Raw genomic sequence first — 20,242 nt, 5'->3', positions numbered from 1 at the left:
CGGCGTTCACCCCCGGTCCGGCGCGGGGTCCACGCCACGGCGGGTCCACGCCGCGGCGGGCTCACGCCCCGGCGGCACGGCGGTGAGTGCCTCCAGCCGCTTGATCCTGCGGCGCACGACGTACAGCGGGATCACCCCGAAGACGCCGAAGGACATGTCGACGACGCTCCACCAGAAGGGGATGCCGCGGATCGGTCCGCAGATCAGGGCGAGCGGGACGATCCCGGCGCAGGCGATCATCCCGAACTCCACGACCCAGATGTTGCGGACCGGGTCCCGGAAGACGCCGTAGAAGGCGACGGCGATGACCAGATGGGCGAAGGCGAGCCAGTCGGTGCCGTAGAGCAGGAACGGGAAGTCGGCGTCGGCGGTGTCGAGTCCGCGGCGCACCCGGGTGATCCAGTCCGTCAGCCCCGGCAGGTGGTCCTGCACGGACAGGGCGTGCAGCAGGTCCTCGGTCCAGCGCAGTTCGTGGACGAGGGGGAAGGCCGTGGCCCCGCTGAGCACCAGGCAGACGACGAAGAGGACCAGCCAGGCGCGGATGCCCTTCAGCAGGGCGGCTCTGTCATTCATGGCGCTCAGCGTACGCCGTTGTTGAACGCGTTCAAAAGCGGGGTCCCCGTCGCAACGGGGGCCCCGCTCCTGGGTGTTGTCACACGGCCGCCCGGAAGCGGCGCAGCCGCAGGGAGTTGCCGACCACGAAGACCGAGGAGAAGGCCATGGCCGCTCCGGCGAGCATCGGGTTGAGCAGTCCCGCCGCGGCCGGCGGCAGCGCGGCGACGTTGTAGGCGAAGGCCCAGAACAGGTTGGAGCGGATGGTGCCCAGCGTGCGGCGGGCCAGCCGGATCGCGTCGGCCGCCACCCGCAGGTCCCCGCGGACCAGGGTGAGGTCGCCCGCCTCGATGGCGGCGTCGGTGCCGGTGCCCATGGCCAGACCCAGGTCGGCCCGGGCCAGCGCGGCCGCGTCGTTGACGCCGTCGCCGACCATGGCGACCGAACGGCCCTCGCCCTGGAGGCGCTCGACGACGTCGACCTTGTCCTGCGGCATGACCCCGGCGATCACGTGCTCGGGGGCGATGCCGACCTCGGCGGCCACGGCGCGGGCGACGGCCTCGTTGTCCCCGGTGAGCAGGATCGGGGTCAGCCCGAGGGCGCGCAGCCGGGTGACGGCCTCGCGGCTGGTGTCCTTGACGGCGTCGGCGACCTCCAGCACCGCGCGGGCCTCGCCGTCCCAGGCGACCGCGATCACCGTCCGCCCGGCGGACTCGGCGGCCGCCTTCGCCTCCTTCAGCGCGGTGGGCAGTTCGATCGCCCACTCGGCGAGCAACTTCTCGCGGCCGACCAGGACGGCGTGTCCGTCGACGACGCCCTGCACGCCGAGACCGGCGACGTTGGCGAAGTCCTCCGGCACGGGCAGGGGCCCCGCCTTGGCCGCGGCACCGGCTGCGACCGCCTGGGCGACGGGGTGCTCGGAGGCGTGCTCCAGGGCTCCCGCCAGACGCAGGACGTCGGCCTCGTCGGTGCCGTCGGCGGTGTGGACGGCGAGGAGGGTCATGCGGCCGGTGGTCACGGTGCCGGTCTTGTCCAGCACGACGGTGTCGACCTTGCGGGTGGATTCCAGCACCTCGGGCCCCTTGATCAGGATGCCGAGCTGGGCACCCCGCCCGGTGCCGACCATCAGCGCGGTCGGCGTGGCCAGGCCCAGGGCGCAGGGGCAGGCGATGATCAGCACCGCGACGGCGGCGGTGAAGGCTGCGGTCAGGTCCGCCCCGCTGCCGAGCCAGAAGCCCAGGGTGGCGACCGCGAGGGCGATGACGACCGGGACGAACACGCCGGAGATGCGGTCGGCGAGCCGCTGGGCGGCGGCCTTGCCGTTCTGCGCGTCCTCCACGAGCCGGGCCATCCGGGCGAGCTGGGTGTCGGCGCCGACCCGGGTGGCCTCGACGACCAGCCGGCCGCCCGCGTTCAGGGTGGCCCCGGTGACGCCGTCGCCGGCGCCGACCTCGACGGGCACGGACTCGCCGGTCAGCATCGAGGCGTCCACGGCGGAGGAGCCCTCCACCACGGTGCCGTCGGTCGCGATCTTCTCCCCCGGACGGACCAGGAAGCGGTCGCCCGCCCGCAGCTCGCCGACCGGGATCAGCTCCTCGCGGCCGCCGCGCAGGACGGTGACCTCCTTGGCGCCCAGTTCCAGCAGCGCCTTCAGCGCGGCGCCCGCCTTGCGCTTGGAGCGGGCCTCGAAGTAGCGCCCGGCCAGGATGAAGGCGGTGACCCCGGCCGCGGCCTCCAGGTAGATGTTCCCCGAGCCGTCGGTGCGGGCGACGGTCAGCTCGAAGGGGTGGGTCATGCCCGGCGTCCCGGCGGTGCCGAGGAAGAGAGCCCACAGCGACCACAGGAACGCCGCCGAGGTGCCGACCGAGACGAGGGTGTCCATCGTCGCGGCCCCGTGCCGGGCGTTGGTCCACGCGGCCCGGTGGAACGGCCAGGCCGCGTAGGTCACCACGGGCGCCGCCAGGGTCAGCGACAGCCACTGCCAGTACTCGAACTGGAGCGCCGGGACCATCGCCATCGCGATCACCGGCACGGCCAGCACCACGGCCGTCACCAGGCGCTCCCTGAGCGGCCGCAGTTCATCGGGCTCGGGGGTGCCCTGCGCGGGGACGGCCCCGGACACGGCCGGGCGCGGCTCCTGCGCGGTGTACCCGGTGGCCTCGACCGTCGCGATCAGGTCGGGCACGGTCACGGCGCCCGAGAAGGTCACCTTCGCCTTCTCGGTCGCGTAGTTGACCGTGGCGGTGACGCCGTCCATGCGGTTGAGCTTCTTCTCGATGCGCGCCGCACAGGAGGCGCAGGTCATACCGCCGATGGCGAGTTCGACCCGGCCTGCGTCGGTGGCCTCGGGGGCCGTCGTGGTCATGAGGAGTCCTCCAGGACCGATGCATACCCCTAGGGGGTATCTGACTCCTCCAGATATACCCCCCACAGGTATTTCCTGGCAAGCCTTGCCATACCCCAGGGGGGTATGTATGAATGAAGAGGTCGCTTCGCACCGTCCCCCGTACCCAGGAGCCCGAGATGAAGCCCGCAGTGAAGATCGCCGCGTTCGCCGCGGCCGTGGCCGCCACCTTCGGCACGGCCTTCGCCGTCGGGGACGCCGTCGGCCCGGTCTCCTCCGGCCCGGACGAGAAGCCCGCCGCGCACGGCGGCCACACCCCCGGGGCGCGCACCGAGGCGGATCCGCCCGGCGGCCTCCAGGTCTCCGAGGGCGGCTACACACTCGACCTGGAGACCGGCCGCGTATCCGCCGGGGCGAAGAGCGTGCTGCGCTTCACCGTGCGCGACGCGGACGGGCGTCCGGTGACCGAGTACCGGCGCGAGCACGAGAAGGAGCTGCATCTGATCGTGGCGTCCCGGGACCTCACGGCGTACCGCCATCTGCACCCGGTGCGCGCCGCCGACGGCACCTGGAGCGTCGGCGCGGACCTGCCGGCCGCGGGCTCCTACCGGGTCTTCGCCGACTTCACGCCCGCCGCGGGCGGCAGGAACCTGACGCTGGGCACCGACCTCGCGGTCACCGGTCGGTACGCGCCCGCCCCGCTCCCCGAGACCGGCGCGCGGGCCACCGTCGACGGCTACACCGTCCGGCTCACCGGCTCGCTCGCCCCGGGCTCCGACAGCGAGCTGGCCTTCGAGGTCACCCGGGACGGCCGGCCCGTCCGCCTCCAGCCCTACCTCGGGGCCTACGGCCACCTGGTCGCCCTGCGCTCCGGCGATCTGGCCTATCTGCACGTCCACCCGCACGAGAAGGCGCACGGCACGGCGGCCTCGGGGCCGAAGGTCGCCTTCACCGCCGCCGCGCCGAGCGACGGCGCCTACCGCCTCTTCCTCGACTTCAAGGCCGACGGCGCGGTGCGGACGGCCGCCTTCACGGTGCGCACGGACGGCACCGCGGCCCCGGCACCCGCGACAAAGCACGCGGAGGACTCGGAGCACACGAAGGACGCGGAGGACGCCCCGCACGGACACTGAGCGCCCGGGCCCGGGGGAAGAGGCTCAAGGAAGTCCCGCCGCCGGCCGGCGGCGGGACGCGGTCGTCACAGACCGGCGATCGCGTTCCACCGCCTGCCGAACTCCGTGCGCTCCGCGGCCGTGATGTCCCGTGCGACGGCCAGCCTCGCGCGCATCGTCCCGTCGGGGAAGATCAGCGGGTTCTCGGCCAGCGCGGCGGTCTCCTCGTCGCCGGAGGACGCCAGGACGTCCCGGGCGGCCGGCACGGGGCAGACGTAGTTGACCCAGGCCGCCAGTTCCGCGGCGACCTCGGGGTCGTAGTAGTGGTCGACGAGCCGTTCGGCGCTCGCCTTGTGCTCGGCGAGGCCGGGGATCATCAGCGACTCCGACCACAGCTCGGCACCCTCCTCGGGGACGACGAAGCGGATGTCGGGGTCGTCGGCCTGGAGCTGGATGACATCGCCGGAGTACGCCTGGCAGGCCAGGACGTCTCCGCCGGCGAGGTCCTTGATGTAGTCGTTGCCGGTGAACCGGCGTATCCGGCCGCTGCTCAGCTGCCGTTCGACCCCGTCGCACATCCGGTGGAAGTCGTCGGCGGTCCAGCGCGTGACACGTCCACCCCGTCGCCCTGCATCAGCAGCGCGAACGCCTCGTCCAGGCCGGACAGCAGGGTCACCCGGCCCTTGAGGTCGTCCGCCCACAGGTCGGAGACCTGCCGGATCTCGCGGCCCAGCCTCCGGCGGTTGTAGGCGATGCCGGTGATGCCGGACTGCCAGGGCACGGTGAAGGCGCGGCCCGGGTCGAAGGCGGGCGAGCGCAGCAGCGGGTCGAGATACCGCGTGACGTTGGGCTGCCGGGCCCGGTCCATCGCCTGCACCCAGCCCAGCCGGACGAACCGGGCGCACATCCAGTCGCTGATGACGATCAGGTCGCGGCCGGTCGGCTGGTGGTTCATCAGCGCGGGGCTGATCTTGCCGAAGTACTCGTCGTTGTCGTTGATCTCCTCGACGTACTCGACGGACAGGCCCGTGCGCCGCTCGAAGGCGTCCAGGGTGGGCCGGCCACCCCCGCCCTCGTCGTCGGTGTCTATGTACAGCGGCCAGTTCGCCCAGGTCAGCCGCTTGTCGACGGCGGACCGGTCGGAGGCGGCGCGGTCGCCGGGGGCGACGTACGCGGCCGGCACGCCGCAGCCGGCCGCCCCGGTGAGAGCGGCGGCGCCGAGGGCGCGCAGCAGCGAACGGCGGGAGGGACGCGCGATCCTGGAGGGCACCTCGGAAGGATGCCGGGTGCGTCCGCGCCGGGACAATCGACGGGACGTCGAGCGGAAACGGGGACAGCCGACACCCTGTCGAGCGCCTGGACGGTGTCGCGGGGGCACGGCTGGACACGGCGACACGGGGGCACGGGTGCCGGCGGAACCGCCCCGGGCACGACGCGGCCCCGGACGGTCCGTCCTCCGTCCGGGGCCGCGTCGCAGCGCCGGTGTGCCTACGCGTCCAGCGACGTCATCACGTGCTTGATGCGGGTGTAGTCCTCGAAGCCGTAGCCGGAGAGGTCCTTGCCGTAGCCGGACTTCTTGAAGCCGCCGTGCGGCATCTCGGCGACCAGCGGGATGTGGGTGTTGATCCACACACAGCCGAAGTCGAGCTTCTTGGACATGCGCATGGCGCGGCCGTGGTCCTTGGTCCAGACGGAGGAGGCGAGGGCGTACTCGACGCCGTTGGCCCACTCGACGGCCTGGTCCTCGTCGGTGAAGGACTGGACGGTGATGACCGGGCCGAAGACCTCGTTCTGGACGATCTCGTCGTCCTGCCTGAGGCCGGAGACGACGGTCGGGGCGTAGAAGTAGCCCTTGTCGCCGACCTGACGGCCGCCCGCCTCGACCTTGGCGTGGGCCGGGAGGCGGTCGATGAAGCCGGAGACCTGCTTGAGCTGGTTGGGGTTGTTCAGCGGGCCGAAGAGGACGTCCTCGTCGTCCGGCTGACCGGTCTTGGTGTCGGCGGCGGCCTTGGCGAGCGCGGCGACGAACTCGTCGTGGATGGACTCCTGCACGAGCACCCGGGTCGCGGCCGTGCAGTCCTGGCCGGCGTTGAAGAAGCCCGCCACGGAGATGTCCTCGACGGCCTTGGCGATGTCGGTGTCCTCGAAGACCACGACCGGTGCCTTGCCGCCGAGCTCCAGGTGGACGCGCTTGAGGTCCTTGGACGCCGACTCGGCGACGGACATGCCTGCGCGTACGGAGCCGGTGATGGAGGCCATGGCCGGGGTGGAGTGCTCGACCATCGAACGGCCGGTGTCACGGTCGCCGCAGATGACGTTGAAGACGCCCTTGGGCAGGATCGAGCCGATGATGTCGGCGATCAGCACCGTGGAGGCGGGGGTGGTGTCGGAGGGCTTCAGCACGACGGTGTTGCCCGCGGCGAGGGCCGGGGCGAACTTCCACACGGCCATCATCATCGGGTAGTTCCACGGCGCGACCTGCGCGCAGACGCCGACCGGCTCACGGCGCACGATCGAGGTCATGCCGTCCATGTACTCGCCGGCGCTGCGCCCCTCCAGCATCCGGGCCGCACCCGCGAAGAAGCGGATCTGGTCGACCATCGGGGGGATCTCCTCCGACCGGGTGAGCCCGATCGGCTTGCCGGTGTTCTCGACCTCGGCGGCGATCAGCTCCTCGGCGCGCTCCTCGAACGCGTCGGCGATCTTCAGCAGGGCCTTCTGACGCTCGGCCGGGGTGGTGTCGCGCCAGGCCGGGAAGGCCGCGGCGGCGGCCGCCATGGCCGCGTCGACGTCCGCCTGTCCGGACAGCGGTGCGGTGGCGTACGCCTCGCCGGTGGCGGGGTTCACCACGTCGGTGGTCCGTCCGTCGGCGGCGTCCCGGAACTCTCCGTCGATGTAGTTGCGCAGACGACGCAGCTCGGTGGTCACTGCCGGCCCTCCTGTCGGGTGTCCATTCCTTGAGATGCCCACCCTAATCCCTCCTTCCACGGTTTCAACACCCCCCGACGCACCGGATCTGCGAAATCCGCACGCATCACTCTTATAAACAACGGATTTCATCGATCCAGCCTTGCGAAACTGTCGAGTCCTCGTGCAGAGTGAGGCCGTGGCCAGTCGAAGCGCAGACCAGAAGGACTCCCGCGAGCCCAGGAACGGCACCCCGCAGCTGGATGCCGTCTCCCTCGCCATCATCGAACAGCTCCAGGAGGACGGCCGCCGGCCGTACGCCGCCATCGGCAAGGCCGTGGGACTCTCCGAGGCCGCCGTGCGCCAGCGTGTGCAGAAGCTGCTCGATCAGGGCGTCATGCAGATCGTCGCCGTCACGGACCCGCTCACCGTGGGCTTCCGCCGGCAGGCGATGGTCGGCATCAACGTCGAGGGCGACGTGGAGTCCATAGCGGAGGCGCTGACGGCCATGTCGGAAGTCGAGTACGTGGTGATGACCGCGGGCTCGTTCGACATCCTCGCCGAGATCGTCTGCGAGGACGACGACCATCTGCTGGACGTCATCAACAGACGCATCCGGGCCCTGTCCGGCGTGCGCTCCACCGAGAGCTTCGTCTACCTGAAGCTGAAGAAGCAGACCTACATGTGGGGAACCCGATAACCGTGAGGACCCGATAACCGTGAGCACCAAGGACCTCAGCCGAAGCGCGTACGACCACCTGTGGATGCACTTCACCCGGATGTCGTCGTACGAGAACTCCCCCGTCCCGACCATCGTCCGCGGTGAGGGAACCTACATCTACGACGACAAGGGCAAGCGCTACCTCGACGGTCTCGCCGGCCTGTTCGTCGTCCAGGCCGGCCACGGCCGCACCGAGCTCGCCGAGGTCGCCGCCCGGCAGGCGAGCGAACTCGCCTTCTTCCCGGTGTGGTCCTACGCCCACCCCAAGGCCGTCGAGCTGGCCGAGCGCCTGGCGCACGAGGCCCCCGGCGACCTCAACAAGGTCTTCTTCACCACCGGTGGCGGCGAGGCCGTCGAGACCGCCTGGAAGCTCGCCAAGCAGTACTTCAAGCTCATCGGCAAGCCGACCAAGTACAAGGTCATCTCCCGCGCGGTCGCCTACCACGGCACCCCGCAGGGCGCCCTGTCCATCACCGGCCTGCCGGGCCTGAAGGCACCCTTCGAGCCGCTGGTGCCCGGCGCGCACAAGGTGCCCAACACCAACATCTACCGCGCCCCGATCTTCGGCGACGACCCCGAGGCTTTCGGCCGCTGGGCCGCCGACCAGATCGAGCAGCAGATCCTCTTCGAGGGCCCGGACACCGTCGCCGCGGTCTTCCTGGAGCCCGTGCAGAACGCCGGCGGCTGCTTCCCGCCCCCGCCCGGCTACTTCCAGCGCGTGCGCGAGATCTGCGACCGGTACGACGTGCTGCTCGTCTCCGACGAGGTCATCTGCGCCTTCGGCCGCCTCGGCACCACCTTCGCCTGCGACAAGTTCGGCTACGTCCCGGACATGATCACCTGCGCCAAGGGCATGACCTCGGGCTACTCCCCGATCGGCGCGTGCATCGTCTCCGACCGCCTCGCCGAGCCGTTCTACAAGGGCGACAACACCTTCCTGCACGGCTACACCTTCGGCGGCCACCCCGTGTCGGCCGCGGTCGGCCTCGCCAACCTCGACCTGTTCGAGCGGGAGAACCTCAACCAGCACGTCCTCGACAACGAGGGCGCGTTCCTCAAGACGCTCCAGAAGCTGCACGACCTGCCGATCGTCGGCGACGTCCGCGGCAACGGCTTCTTCTACGGCATCGAGCTGGTCAAGGACAAGCACACCAAGGAGTCCTTCGACGAGGAGGAGACCGAGCGCGTCCTGTACGGCTTCCTGTCCAAGGCCCTCTACGACAACGGCCTGTACTGCCGTGCCGACGACCGCGGCGACCCGGTCGTGCAGCTCGCCCCGCCGCTGATCTCCGACCAGGGGACCTTCGACGAGATCGAGCAGATCCTGCGCGCGACCCTGACGGAGGCGTGGACGAAGCTCTGATCCGCCCCAAGGATCCGGTCTTCCTTCCCGACCTTCCTCTCAGGTGATCAACACCGGCCCCGGTGCCGTCCGTTCGAGTGAGAAACGGACGCCCGGGGCCGCGTGCTGTCCGGGGTCCCTTCCCGGGCTGCCTAGCGTGCCAGTGACCGATCGGCCCAGCCTTCGTTCCCCCGCACGGGGGACGAAGGCACGGGAACTACGGATCTGAACGAAGGTGTACGCCATGGAGGCCCCGCCGGACAACGACGTGCTCTGGGCACGGTCCCTGCACTACCAGCACAGCGACGGCTCACCCGGGCTCAGCGGCGTCTCGCTGGGCGTCCGCGAGGGCGAGATCCTGGCCGTCGGGGGCCCTCGCGGCAGCGGCAAGACCGCCCTGCTGGCCTGTCTGTCGGGACTCGTGCCCGCGCGCCGCGGCGAGGTCTGGTTCAACAGCGTCCCCGTGCACACCATGGGCCCCCTGGCCCGCGAACGGCTGCGCCGCGACCGCTTCTGCTGGATCGACCCCACCCCGGCCCTCGTCCCCGAGCTGAACGTGTGGGAGAACGCCGCCCTGCCGCTGATGCTGCGCGGCGTGAACCGGCGCCGCGCCAAGACGGCCGCCCTGGAGTGGCTGGAACGCCTCGACATCGGCGAGCGGTCCCGCAGGCGCCCGCACGAGCTGACCCACGCCGAACGCCAGCGCGTCTGCATCGCCCGGGCCCTCGCCCCGGCCCCGTCGGTGCTGTTCGCCGACGAGCCGACCGCCCCGCTGCACCGCGCCGACCGCGCGCACGTGCTGCGCACCCTCACCACCGCCGCCCGCTCCCACGGCATCACGGTGGTGCTCGCGACCCACGATCCGGAGACGGCCGCCCTCGCCGACCGCACCGTCAACCTGCTGGACGGACGCCGGGTGAACACCGTGCACCTGCCCCCCATGGCCGAGTCGGAAGGCCGGGCCACGTGCTCGCTCTCCGTCTGACCCGCGGCGCCCGTCCGGCCGTCCAGCTGCGCCGCCTGCTGGTGGCCGTGGCCTCGGCCGGCACGGGCTTCCTCCTCCTGTGCACCCTCGGCCACGCCCTGTCCCACCCCGACACGACGGCGTCCTCGCTGCTGCGTCTGGCCTGGTGCGCGGTGCCGCTCGCCGCGACGGTCCACTTCGCGGTCGCGGTGGCCCGCGCGGATCCCGGCACCCGTCCCCGGCCCGGCCTCTCGGCGATCGGGCTGGGCCCGGCCCGGCTGATGGCCCTCTCCGCGACGGCCACCGCCCTGTCGACGCTGCTCGGCTCGATGCTGGCCCTGCTGCTCTTCCTCCATCTCCGCGGCGACCTCACCGGCCTGCCCGTCGACGGCGGCGCCATGGACGTCCTGGCGGCGGACCGGCCGCTCCCGCTCCCGGCCGCCCTGACCCTGCTGTCCCTGGTCCCGGTCACCGCCTCCGTCTCGGTCGCGGTGCTCCTGCGCCCGCGCGAGACGCGCCGCCCCGGCACGCCGAGGCTCTTCGGCCGCTTCGGGGCGTACGGGAAGGACACGGGCAAGGAGACCTTCGGGACGTACGGCCGCTTCGGCGCGAGGCTGGGCCCGGGGCCGCAGTCCCCGGGCGACGGTCACGCCGTCCGGACGGCACACGCCGGCGCGGGCGCCCGCCGGGCGCAGGCGGGCGACACCTTCCCCGGCCCGGCCCCGGCGGACCCGGGCACGGACGGGACCGGCCTGCGGGAAGCCGGCCGCCCCACCTCGCACGGGGACGTCCCCGCGCCCCGCCCCGGCCCCACCGGCCTGCCCTGGGGCATCGCCACCCTCGCCGCGGGCCTCGCGGTGGAGGCATGGGCCGGCCGCGCCACGGCGTCCGCCGGCCTCTCCCTGCCCGGCGGCCTGACCGGCAACTCCCTCGGCGTCCTCGTCGGCTGGTGCCTCACCGCCGCCGGCCTCGCCCTGGCGGGCCCCGGACTGACCCATCTGTGCGGCCTCCTGCTGCAGGCCGTCCGGCCCGGTGCCCTCCGTCTCCTCGCCGGACGCGTCCTGATGGACGAGGCGACCCGTATCGGCAGGCCCCTCGGCGTCGTCTGCGCGGTGGCCTCCGCCGCCTACGCCATGGGCGCGCTCCACTCCCCCGGGGGCACCGCCGTCGGCCCCCTGACCGTCCTCGGCTCGCTCCTCGTCGCCGGCTGCACCCTGGCCACCCTGCTCACCGCCGCCGTGGAGGCCCGGCAGTCCCGCGCCGGCACCACGTCCGCGCTGCTGCGCCTCGGCGCACCGGCGCACACCCTGCGCGCGGCCGCCTCCCTGCGTGCCGCGGCGCTGCTCGCGGTGTTCGGTCCGCTGACCCTCGTCGTCGCGGTGCTGGCGGCACAGCCGCTGACCGGCTGAGACCCGCCCGCCGGGTGAAGGCGAAAAAGACCGGCGGAGGGCGATGACTTCTCCTCCCGCCCCCGGTCTACCCCTCGAACGGCACGACACCGCCGCACGACCCGACAGGAGAGCCCGCATGTACCAACAGATGATCTTCGTGAACCTGCCCGTGAACGACCTCGACGCCTCGAAGAAGTTCTTCACGGAGCTCGGCTACTCGATCAACCCCCAGTTCAGCGACGACAACGCCGCCTCGGTCGTCATCAGCGACGCGATCGTGGCGATGCTGCTCACCAAGCCGTTCTACGCGACCTTCACCGACAAGGAGATCGCCGACGCCGCGAAGACCAGCGAGGTCCTGATCGCGCTGAGCGCCGAGAGCCGCGAGAAGGTCGACGAGCTCGTGGAGAAGGCCGTCGCCGCCGGCGGCACCGCCTCACCCCGCGTCCAGGACATGGACTTCATGTACGGCCGCGCCTTCGACGACCTCGACGGCCACACCTGGGAGATCGTCTGGATGGACCCCTCCGCCGTCGAGGGCTGAGCACGACGGTGTCGGGCCCGGCGCCCGGGGGCCTGAGCAGTCCGGACAACGCCCCTAGCATGGGCGGGTGCAGACGATGCCCGCCCATGCGGCCCACCACAACGACCGCGAGATAGAGACACTCGAGGAGTTCGACGCGACCGTCGCCGCCCGCGGCACCCTCGCCGGATTCCGCGTCCAGGCCGTCGATCTGACGGACCGTACCCGTGAGCTCCTCGCCACCGGCACCTCGGGCGCCGTCTTCCTCGGCTGCCCGATGCGCGAGAACGCCGCCGCCAAGGTCCGCGCGGACGGCGCCCTGGTCTTCCCGCCCGTCCCGGACCTGCCCTTCGATCCCTACCGCGGCCTGCTCTACTCGCCCGACGAGCTGTTCGCCTCCCTCGCGGACGGCGGCTACGAGGCCACCCCCGACGCCCGCGCCTACGCCTGGTTCCAGCGGACCGGGGCGGACGGTGACATATACGCCTCCACCCTGCGCTCCGTCCACGACGACTCCGTGTCGGACGCCCTCGACGAACTCCTTTCCCGCACCCGGGTGGTGGGCGTCATGGGCGGCCACGCCATGGGCCGCGGCACCCCCGAGTACGAGGGCGCCGCCCGCCTCGGCCGGGAGCTGGCCCGCTCCGGCCTCACGGTCGCCACCGGCGGCGGTCCCGGCGCGATGGAGGCCGCGAACCTCGGCGCGTACGCCGCCCCGTACGACGACGCGATGCTGAGCGAGTCCCTCGGACTCCTGCGTGCGGTGCCGAAGTTCACCCCCTCCGTCACCGACTGGGCCGCGGCCGCCTTCGAGGTGCGCTCCCGCTGGCCCAAGGGCGGCACCTCGGTGGGCATCCCCACCTGGTTCTACGGCCACGAGCCGCCGAACCCCTTCGCCTCCCACATAGCCAAGTACTTCGCCAACGCCACCCGCGAGGACGGTCTGCTGGCCCGCTCCGACGCGGGCGTGGTGTTCCTCCCCGGCGCCGCCGGCACCGTGCAGGAGATCTTCGACAACGCGACCCCGAACTACTACGAGTCCCGCGGCGAGCCCAGGCCCATGGTGCTGGTGGGCCGCGCGCACTGGACCGAGCGGCTGCCGGCCTGGCCGCTGCTCCGGTCCCTCGCCCGGGAGCGCTCCATGGAGGAGCGGATCGCCCTGGTCGACCGGATCGAGGACGCTCCTGACGCGCTGAAACGTCTCGGCGGTTAATAAGAAGGCAAAGGCGAGGCTGTTGACGTGTATGTGCATTGACACTTCTTATGGAGCGCTTATAAATCTTTGAGGCTCCAGGGGGAGTTGAAGCATTCCCTCCGGGGGGTGCCCCTCCCTCCCCCCAACCCCCCTCAATTGCACTTCACTTTAAGGACAAACGTGTCCATATCCCGCCGCAACGCACGCCGTTCCGTGCGTACCCTCGGTGTCGCCGCCGCCTCCGCCGCGCTCGCGCTCGGCTTCGCCGGCAACGCGCTGGCCTGCGACATCAGCGAGTTCACCGCCGCCGCCACGTGCGACGGCGACAAGGGTGTCATCACCGTCACCGACAGGGACCCGGGCGGCGTCACCGCCACCATCTCGGTCTACCTGGAGAACAACGGCGCCGACGCCCGTCTGGTCGGCACCCAGGAGGTGAAGGGGTCCGCCGAGGGCACCACGATCACCTTCGCCGAGGACTGGAAGCCCAATGCGGAGTACCGCATCCACGTCCTGGCCAAGGGCTTCGTCGACGAAGACATCAAGCCGAACCTCGTGACGGAGTCCACCCCCTGCAAGAAGGGTGACACCCCGAAGCCCACCCCGTCGGCGCCCGAGCCGTCGCAGACGCCTTCGGAGAGCGCCCCGGCCCCGTCCGAGTCCACCACGCCGGCCCCGTCGGCCCCCGAGAGCGAGAGCGCGCCGCCCGCGGAGACGCCGGGCAACGCCCCGTCGCCCGCGGCCGGTGAGTCCAACCTCGCCGAGACGGGCGCGAACTCCAACACCGGTCTGATCGCCGGTGTCGCGGCCGCGCTGGTCGTGGCCGGCGGTGGCGCGGTCTTCTTCGGCATGCGCCGACGCAGCTCGAACAGCAACAGCTGACGCCTCGCGTCACCGGAGCGGGTCGTCGACGGGTCTCACTCGAAGGTGGCCCGCTCCAGCCAGAGGTCCAGCAGCCCGCGCTCGCCGAGCACCTCCAGTCCCGGCGCGTCCGGCGGCAGCCGGCGGTAGAACGCCAGGAGCACCGGAACGAGCGGGCCGCGCAGCGCGACGGTCGCCTTCTCGTGCCCGCGCCGCCACCGGACGCCCTCTCCCGTCAGCTCGATCAGCCACTCCGCGTCCAGCTCGGCCGGGGTGTCGGTGGCATGGAGGTGGATGCTGCCGGGGACGTCAGGCCGTATGGGTGTCTTCTGCTCCAGCCACTGCACGATCTCCAGCCACTCGTCGATCGCGTCGGCCGCCACCTCGGGCGCGACCTCGTAGGGCAGGCCCGTCGTCAGGGCCGCGTCGGCGCGGTGGACCGTGATCTCGTGGCACATCCGACGGGCCCAGAAGCCCGAGTCCTGCGATCTCGCCCAGGACCACACCCCGGTGTCCGGCCCCGCCGCACGCAGCGCGGCGACCACCAGTTCGCCGGTCTCCGCCAGCCAGGCGTCCAGGGCGGCGGGGTCGCCCTCGGCGGCCGGACCGCCGACCAGGGGAATCTCCTCCTCGGGGATGTCCTTCTCCGCCCGGGTGCGCACCAGCGCCTCCACCCAGCGCAGGGCGCCGCCGGTGTGCCGCAGAAGCTGCTCCAGCGACCAGTCGGGGCAGGTCGGCACGGTGGCCGACAGGTCGGTGCCGGAAGTGACCTGGGACCTCAACAGGTCCACCTGGCGGGCGATCTCGTCGCAGTAGCGGTCATGGGTCAGTCGCGTCATGGTGCCCACGGTAGGAGCTGCGTGATCAGCGGGCACGGCGTTTTCCACAGGGCCGGTACGATCATCGCCCGAACCGACGACGTGCAGGTCCCGCCACCCCACGGCCACCCCACGGACCCGCCGCCCCACCGCCGCCCTACGGCCTCGCCGCCCCACGGCCCCGCCGCCCTTCGGGCCCTCGGCCCGGTCGGCCGAGAGCACCTCTCCCCGGGCCGCCCGGCCGAGAACAGCCCGGCCGGGAGCCGCCCGGCCTGAAACGGCCGCCTCCGCGGCAGGCCGCCGCACCGGTCAGCCGAGCACGACCGTCTCCGCCGCGTCGAACGCCACCGCCACCTCGTCGCCGACCTCCGGCGCCTCCCGCAGCGCGCAGGCCGCCTCCAGCAGGGGCGCGTCCTCGGGCTGGAGGCGGACGGCGACGTGGGTGCCCCGGAAGGTGCGGGCGGCCACCGTGCAGCGCAGCCCCTCCGCGGCCGGGACCAGCCGTACCCCGGCCGGCCGGACGAGGACGGCGTGCGCGCCCTGCGGGGAGCCCTCGGGCACGGGCAGCTTGCCCCACGGTGTGTCCGCGGCCTCGCCGGTCACGGTCGCGGGCACGACATTGTCGAAGCCGAGGAAGCGGGCCACGAACTCGTCGGCCGGCCGCTGCCACACCTGAAGCGGCGTGCCGGACTGGGCGATGCGCCCGTCCCGCATCACCACGACCCGGTCGGCGAGCGCGAACGCCTCGCCCTGGTCGTGGGTGACGGCGAGCACGGTCGTGCCCAGCCGGCCGAACAGCTCACGCAGTTCCACCACGAGCCGCTCCCGCAGCGAACGGTCGAGCTGGCCGAGCGGCTCGTCCAGCATCAGCAGCCGCGGCCTCGGGGCGAGGGCCCGGGCCAGTGCCACGCGCTGCTGCTCGCCGCCCGACAGCGCGGCCACGGCCCGCCCCGCGGCGCCCGGCAGGCCGACGAGGTCGAGCAGCTCGGCCACGCGCTCCTGCTGCTCCCGCCTGGACGCGCCGCGCATACGCAGCCCGAAGGCGACGTTGCCGCCGGCGTCCCGCTGCGGGAAGAGCTGGTGGTCCTGGAACATCAGCCCGACGCCGCGCCGGTGCGCGGGCACGCCGCTCTGGTCGCGTCCGTCGAGGAGCACCCGGCCGTCGTCCAGCGGCTGGAGCCCGGCGACGACCCTCAGCAGGGTCGACTTGCCGCTGCCGCTCGGCCCGAGCACACACACGGTCTCGTGCTCGGCGACCTCCAGGTCGACCGCGTCGAGCACCGTCCGCCCGCCGAACCGTACGGTCGCCCCTTCGAGGCCCAGCAGCATCAGAACTCCCCCGTCCGGTCGGTCCGCAGCCGCTCCAGGATCAGCAGCGCCGCCGCGCACACCAGCATCAGAATGGTCGACAGGGCCATCGCCTGCCCGTAGTTGAGGTCTCCCGGCCGCCCGAGCAGCTTGGCCACGGCGACCGGCAGGGTCGGACTGTCCGCGCGCGCGATGAACACGGTCGCCCCGAACTCGCCCAGGGACACGGCGAAGGCGAACCCGGCGGCGACCAGCAGGGCCCGCCGCACCATCGGCAGATCGACCTCCCGCCACACGCGCCACGGCGACGCCCCGAGCACGGCGGCGGCCTCGCGCAGCCGGGCGTCGACCGCCCGCAGCACCGGCAGCATCGTCCGCACCACGAAGGGCACGCCGACGAGCGCCTGCGCCAGCGGCACCAGGATCCAGGAGGCGCGCAGGTCCAGCGGCGGCTCGTCGAGCGCGATCAGGAAGCCGAAGCCGACGGTCACCGCGGACACGCCGAGCGGCAGCATCAGCAGCGCGTCGAAGCCGCGCACGAGCCGCCCCGCGTCCCGCCGGGCCAGCGCGGCCGCGGCGAGCCCGCCGATCACCACGGCGAGGGCGGTGGCGGCACCGGCGTAGGCCAGCGAGTTGCCGATCGCCTCGATCGGGGCCACCAGGAACACTCCGCTGTCGGAGGAGGTCAGCGCCCGGTAGTAGCCGAGGTCCGGGGCGTCCAGGGACCGCTGCACCAGCACCGCAAGCGGCAGCACGACGAGCACGGCCACGGTCGCGAGCACGGCGGCGAGCAGCGCCCACTGCCCCGCCCCGCGCGGCCGGGACGCCGTCAGGGACGCGTCCACCAGCCGCAGGGCCGTCTCCCGGCGCCGTACGGTCCGGGCGTGCACGGCGAGGATCGCGCCGACCGCGGCGAACTGGACCAGGGTGAGCACGGCGGCGGTGGTCAGGTCGAAGATCTCGGTGGTCTGCCGGTAGATCTCGACCTCCAGCGTCGAGAACGTCGGTCCGCCGAGGATCTGCACCACGCCGAAGGAGGTGAAGGTGAACAGGAAGACCATGAGGGCCGCGGCCGCGACGGCGGGCCCCAGCGCGGGCAGGGTGACCGTGCGCCAGGCGGCGAACCGTGACGCGCCGAGCATCCGCGCGGCCTCCTCCTGCCGAGGGTCGAGCTGCGCCCACAGTCCGCCGACGGTCCGTACGACGACGGCGTAGTTGAAGAAGACATGGGCGAGCAGGATCGCCCACACGGTGGTGTCGAGCCGTACGCCCCACAGTTCGTCGAGGAGTCCGCCGCGGCCGACGACGGCGAGGAACGCGGTGCCGACGACGACCGTGGGCAGCACGAACGGCACGGTGACCACGGCCCGCAGCACCTGCCGGCCGGGGAAGTCGAGACGGGCGAACACATAGGCGCCGGGCAGCGCGATCAGCAGGGTGAGCGCGGTGGAGGCGAGGGCCTGCCAGGTGGTGAACCACAGCACGTGCCGGATGCCGGGGTCGGTGAGCACCTCGCCGAGCCGGCCCAGCTGCCAGGCCCCGCCGGTGTGCAGTCCCCGCTCGACGATCGCGGCGACGGGGTAGGCGAAGAACAGCCCGAAGAACGCGACGGGCAGGGCCATCAGCCCGAGCCGCGCCGCGTTCCCCGTGCGCCGCTTCGGGGCTACTTCACTACGAGCGAGGTCCACGACTTGACCCAGTCGTCGCGCTTCTCGGCGATCTTCGCCGGCTCCATGGTCTCGGGAGCCCGGGCGGCGGGACCGTACCGGGTGAACTCGGCGGGCACCTCGGCGCCCTCGGTCACCGGGTAGACGAACATGTTGAGCGGCATGTCCTCCTGGAAGCGCGGGGAGATCAGGAAGTCGATCAGCGCCTTGCCGCCCTCGGGGTTCTTCGCGTTGCTCAGCAGGCCCGCGAACTCGGTCTGGCGGAAGCAGGTGCCGGTGGCGACGCCGGTCGGCGCGTCCTTGGGCCGCGGGTCGGCGAAGATCACCTCGGCGGGCGGGGAGGACGCGTAGGACACCACGAGCGGCCGGTCGGCCTTGGCCTTCTTGCCGCCGGCGGAGCCGGAGAACTCCTCGTTGTACGCCTGCTCCCAGCCGTCGACGACCTTCACGCCGTTGGCCTTCAGCTTCTTCCAGTAGTCCTGCCAGCCGTCGTCGCCGTACTTCGCGGCGGTGCCGAGGAGGAAGCCGAGGCCGGGCGAGGAGGTGGAGGCGTTCTCGGTGACGAGGAGGTTCTTGTACGCGGGCTCGGCCAGGTCGTCGAGGGTGGCCGGCGGGGTCAGCTTGTGGTCGGCGAACCACTGCTTGTCGTAGTTGACGCAGATGTCGCCGAAGTCGACGGGCGTGACCCGGTGCCCGTCCTTGTCGAGCTGGTGCGCGGCGCCGACCCGGGCGAGCCCCTCGGCCTCGTAGGGCTGGAACAGCCCGTTGTCGAGGGCGCGCGAGAGCAGGGTGTTGTCGACGCCGAAGAGGACGTCGCCCTGGGGGTTGTCCTTGGTCAGAATGGCCTTGTTGACGGCCTGCCCGGCGTCGCCGTCCTCCAGGACCTTGACCTGGTAGCCGGACTCCTTCTCGAAGGCGGCGAGGACGTCGTCGGAGACGGCCCAGGAGCTGTGGCTGACGAGGGTGACGGTCTTGGAGCCGGATCCACCGCCGGCGTTTTCGGAGCCGGACGAACCGCACGCGGACAGCGTGATCAGGCCGAGGCCGGCGGCCGCGGCGACGAACGTCTTGGTGTGCACTGGATTCCTCCTGGGACGGTCCAGGAAGAGACGCGGCCCCGCCCGGGACCCCTGGGGGTGCCCGGGCGGGGCGCAACAGCTCGAGTGATGACCGAACTTCCTACCCAGAATGACCTGGGCGAGGTTCAGAGGGTCTGCGGCCCGTTCGCCGCACTCTCAGCGCTGTGGCGCTCCCCTGTCGGAATACGAAGGTATGAAGTTGTCCGGGATCAGACTACCGCTCGGTGGCCGCGAGCTGGCCGCAGGCTCCGTCGATCTCCTGACCTCGGGTGTCCCGGACGGTCACCGCCACGCCGTGCGCGGCGATGGCCTCGACGAACGCCTTCTCGTCCTCGGGCCGCGAGGCGGTCCACTTCGAGCCCGGCGTCGGGTTCAGCGGGATCAGGTTGACATGTACAGGCTTGCCCTTGAGCAGCCGGCCGAGACGGTCGCCGCGCCATGCCTGGTCGTTGATGTCCCGGATCAGCGCGTACTCGATGGACAGCCGGCGGCCGGACTTCTCCGTGTACTCGAACCCGGCGTCGAGCACCTCGCGCACCTTCCACCGTGTGTTCACGGGGACCAGGGTGTCGCGCAGCTCGTCGTCCGGGGCGTGCAGGGAGATCGCCAGCCGGCACTTGAGGCCCTCGTCGGCGAACCGGTGGATCGCGGGCACCAGGCCGACGGTGGAGACGGTGATGCCGCGCTGCGACAGCCCGAGCCCGTCGGGGGCCGGGTCGGTCAGTGCCCGGACGGCGCCGACGACCCGCTTGTAGTTGGCGAGGGGCTCGCCCATGCCCATGAAGACGATGTTGGACAGCCGCGCGGGGCCTCCGGGCACCTCGCCGTCCCGCAGCGCGCGCATCCCGTCGACGATCTGGTGCACGATCTCGGCGGTCGACAGGTTCCGGTCGAGGCCCGCCTGGCCGGTCGCGCAGAACGGGCAGTTCATCCCGCATCCGGCCTGCGAGCTGATGCACATGGTCACCCGGTCCGGGTAGCGCATCAGGACGGACTCGACGAGCGTGCCGTCGAACAGCCGCCACAGCGTCTTGCGGGTGGTCCCCTGGTCCGTCGACAGATGCCGTACGACGGTCATCAGGTCGGGGAACAGCGCCTCCCGCAGCTTCTCGCGCGAGCCTGCGGGGATGTCGGTCCACTCCTGCGGGTCGTGCGCGTACCGGGCGAAGTAGTGCTGCGAGAGCTGCTTGGCACGGAACGGCTTCTCGCCGGTCTCGGCGACGGCTTCCTTGCGCTCCGCGGGCGAGAGATCGGCAAGGTGCCTCGGCGGCTTCTTGGCTCCGCGCGGGGCGACGAAGGTGAGCTCACCGGGAACGGGGCGTGCCACGGTAGGACGACTCCTCATGACGGGCGGGACCTGGCATCCCCCGGGCGGGCGGGGAGCACGGCAGGACGGTGCCGGAGCCAGGAGACCTCACGGGACGGTCCCCGCGACGGCGGGGAGCGGCGGAAAGGGCC

General features: G+C 72.3%; 16 protein-coding genes, 1 pseudogene and 1 riboswitch. Of the genes and pseudogenes, 8 read left to right on the top strand and 9 right to left on the bottom strand.

Going from position 1 to position 20,242, the window contains the following annotated elements:
• Positions 1-6: 6 nt before the first annotated feature.
• Both ACIQGV_RS28935 and ACIQGV_RS28930 read right to left on the bottom strand, forming a co-directional pair.
• A complete protein-coding gene (locus tag ACIQGV_RS28935) occupies positions 7-573 on the bottom strand; it encodes a hypothetical protein (RefSeq protein ID WP_402499300.1) in 567 nt (188 codons plus the stop codon).
• 79 nt (positions 574-652) lie between these two features.
• The gene (locus ACIQGV_RS28930; RefSeq protein WP_402499297.1) at positions 653-2,917 is read right to left on the bottom strand and encodes a heavy metal translocating P-type ATPase; all 2,265 of its coding nucleotides are present in this window, start codon (positions 2,915-2,917) and stop codon (positions 653-655) included.
• A gap of 158 nt (positions 2,918-3,075) precedes the next feature.
• Between ACIQGV_RS28930 and ACIQGV_RS28925 the strand changes: the two genes are divergently transcribed.
• On the top strand, positions 3,076-4,029 hold the full coding sequence (locus tag ACIQGV_RS28925; RefSeq protein ID WP_402499294.1) for a hypothetical protein: 954 nt from the start codon (positions 3,076-3,078) through the stop codon (positions 4,027-4,029).
• Between the two features lie 65 nt (positions 4,030-4,094).
• On the opposite strand, the pseudogene ACIQGV_RS28920 reads toward ACIQGV_RS28925, so the two are convergent.
• Both ACIQGV_RS28920 and ACIQGV_RS28915 read right to left on the bottom strand, forming a co-directional pair.
• A pseudogene (locus tag ACIQGV_RS28920) lies at positions 4,095-5,278 on the bottom strand (spermidine/putrescine ABC transporter substrate-binding protein).
• A 218-nt stretch (positions 5,279-5,496) separates the two neighbouring features.
• The gene (locus ACIQGV_RS28915) at positions 5,497-6,936 is read right to left on the bottom strand and encodes a gamma-aminobutyraldehyde dehydrogenase (RefSeq protein WP_402499291.1); all 1,440 of its coding nucleotides are present in this window, start codon (positions 6,934-6,936) and stop codon (positions 5,497-5,499) included.
• Positions 6,937-7,099: 163 nt separating this feature from the next.
• Here ACIQGV_RS28915 and ACIQGV_RS28910 point away from each other — a divergent pair, with 163 nt between their 5' ends.
• The 7 genes from ACIQGV_RS28910 (at position 7,100) to ACIQGV_RS28880 (ending at position 13,933) form a co-directional block, all read left to right on the top strand.
• The gene (locus tag ACIQGV_RS28910; RefSeq protein ID WP_402499469.1) at positions 7,100-7,615 is read left to right on the top strand and encodes an Lrp/AsnC family transcriptional regulator; all 516 of its coding nucleotides are present in this window, start codon (positions 7,100-7,102) and stop codon (positions 7,613-7,615) included.
• 19 nt (positions 7,616-7,634) lie between these two features.
• Entirely contained in the window at positions 7,635-8,999 is a 1,365-nt protein-coding gene (locus tag ACIQGV_RS28905; RefSeq protein WP_402499288.1) for an aspartate aminotransferase family protein, read from the top strand.
• Positions 9,000-9,222: 223 nt separating this feature from the next.
• The gene (locus tag ACIQGV_RS28900; RefSeq protein WP_402499285.1) at positions 9,223-9,963 is read left to right on the top strand and encodes an ABC transporter ATP-binding protein; all 741 of its coding nucleotides are present in this window, start codon (positions 9,223-9,225) and stop codon (positions 9,961-9,963) included.
• Positions 9,945-11,351 (top strand): hypothetical protein, encoded by a 1,407-nt coding sequence (locus ACIQGV_RS28895; RefSeq protein ID WP_402499282.1) that lies wholly within the window; start codon positions 9,945-9,947, stop codon positions 11,349-11,351. The genes ACIQGV_RS28900 and ACIQGV_RS28895 overlap by 19 nt, the downstream gene beginning before the upstream one ends.
• Positions 11,352-11,469: 118 nt before the next feature.
• Positions 11,470-11,877, top strand: coding sequence for a VOC family protein (locus ACIQGV_RS28890; protein WP_402499279.1), 408 nt, complete (start codon positions 11,470-11,472; stop codon positions 11,875-11,877).
• A 67-nt stretch (positions 11,878-11,944) separates the two neighbouring features.
• Positions 11,945-13,069, top strand: coding sequence for an LOG family protein (locus ACIQGV_RS28885; protein WP_402499276.1), 1,125 nt, complete (start codon positions 11,945-11,947; stop codon positions 13,067-13,069).
• Between the two features lie 162 nt (positions 13,070-13,231).
• On the top strand, positions 13,232-13,933 hold the full coding sequence (locus tag ACIQGV_RS28880) for an LAETG motif-containing sortase-dependent surface protein (protein WP_402499273.1): 702 nt from the start codon (positions 13,232-13,234) through the stop codon (positions 13,931-13,933).
• 35 nt (positions 13,934-13,968) lie between these two features.
• Here the strand turns inward: ACIQGV_RS28880 and ACIQGV_RS28875 are convergent, their stop codons facing one another.
• The 5 genes from ACIQGV_RS28875 to rlmN form a co-directional block, all read right to left on the bottom strand.
• Positions 13,969-14,751 (bottom strand): maleylpyruvate isomerase family mycothiol-dependent enzyme, encoded by a 783-nt coding sequence (locus tag ACIQGV_RS28875; RefSeq protein WP_402499271.1) that lies wholly within the window; start codon positions 14,749-14,751, stop codon positions 13,969-13,971.
• Between the two features lie 288 nt (positions 14,752-15,039).
• Positions 15,040-16,059 (bottom strand): ABC transporter ATP-binding protein, encoded by a 1,020-nt coding sequence (locus tag ACIQGV_RS28870; RefSeq protein WP_402499269.1) that lies wholly within the window; start codon positions 16,057-16,059, stop codon positions 15,040-15,042.
• Positions 16,059-17,726: an ABC transporter permease gene (locus tag ACIQGV_RS28865; RefSeq protein ID WP_402499267.1), complete on the bottom strand. Its 1,668-nt coding sequence runs from the start codon at positions 17,724-17,726 to the stop codon at positions 16,059-16,061. The genes ACIQGV_RS28870 and ACIQGV_RS28865 overlap by 1 nt, the downstream gene beginning before the upstream one ends.
• A complete protein-coding gene (locus ACIQGV_RS28860; protein ID WP_402499264.1) occupies positions 17,702-18,784 on the bottom strand; it encodes a thiamine ABC transporter substrate binding subunit in 1,083 nt (360 codons plus the stop codon). Before ACIQGV_RS28860 ends, ACIQGV_RS28865 begins: the two co-directional genes overlap by 25 nt.
• Before the next feature lie 79 nt (positions 18,785-18,863).
• Positions 18,864-18,971, bottom strand: a riboswitch (TPP riboswitch).
• Positions 18,972-18,998: 27 nt separating this feature from the next.
• A complete protein-coding gene (rlmN, locus tag ACIQGV_RS28855) occupies positions 18,999-20,129 on the bottom strand; it encodes a 23S rRNA (adenine(2503)-C(2))-methyltransferase RlmN (protein ID WP_402499262.1) in 1,131 nt (376 codons plus the stop codon).
• Between the last annotated feature and the right edge of the window lie 113 nt (positions 20,130-20,242).

This window comes from Streptomyces sp. NPDC093094, assembly GCF_044754345.1.
GTDB lineage: Bacteria > Actinomycetota > Actinomycetes > Streptomycetales > Streptomycetaceae > Streptomyces.
The sequence above is the reverse complement of the archived record's forward strand: the minus strand, read 5'-3'. Positions and strand labels throughout refer to the sequence as shown.

Bases quoted from the DNA above. Each gene is read 5' to 3' on its own strand.
- ACIQGV_RS28890 (WP_402499279.1), top strand. From the start codon at position 11,470: ATGTACCAACAGATGATCTTCGTGAACCTGCCCGTGAACGACCTCGAC.
- ACIQGV_RS28870 (WP_402499269.1), bottom strand. From the start codon at position 16,059: ATGCTGCTGGGCCTCGAAGGGGCGACCGTACGGTTCGGCGGGCGGACG.
- ACIQGV_RS28935 (WP_402499300.1), bottom strand. From the start codon at position 573: ATGAATGACAGAGCCGCCCTGCTGAAGGGCATCCGCGCCTGGCTGGTC.
- ACIQGV_RS28925 (WP_402499294.1), top strand. From the start codon at position 3,076: ATGAAGCCCGCAGTGAAGATCGCCGCGTTCGCCGCGGCCGTGGCCGCC.
- rlmN (WP_402499262.1), bottom strand. From the start codon at position 20,129: ATGAGGAGTCGTCCTACCGTGGCACGCCCCGTTCCCGGTGAGCTCACC.
- ACIQGV_RS28930 (WP_402499297.1), bottom strand. From the start codon at position 2,917: ATGACCACGACGGCCCCCGAGGCCACCGACGCAGGCCGGGTCGAACTC.
- ACIQGV_RS28900 (WP_402499285.1), top strand. From the start codon at position 9,223: ATGGAGGCCCCGCCGGACAACGACGTGCTCTGGGCACGGTCCCTGCAC.
- ACIQGV_RS28875 (WP_402499271.1), bottom strand. From the start codon at position 14,751: ATGACGCGACTGACCCATGACCGCTACTGCGACGAGATCGCCCGCCAG.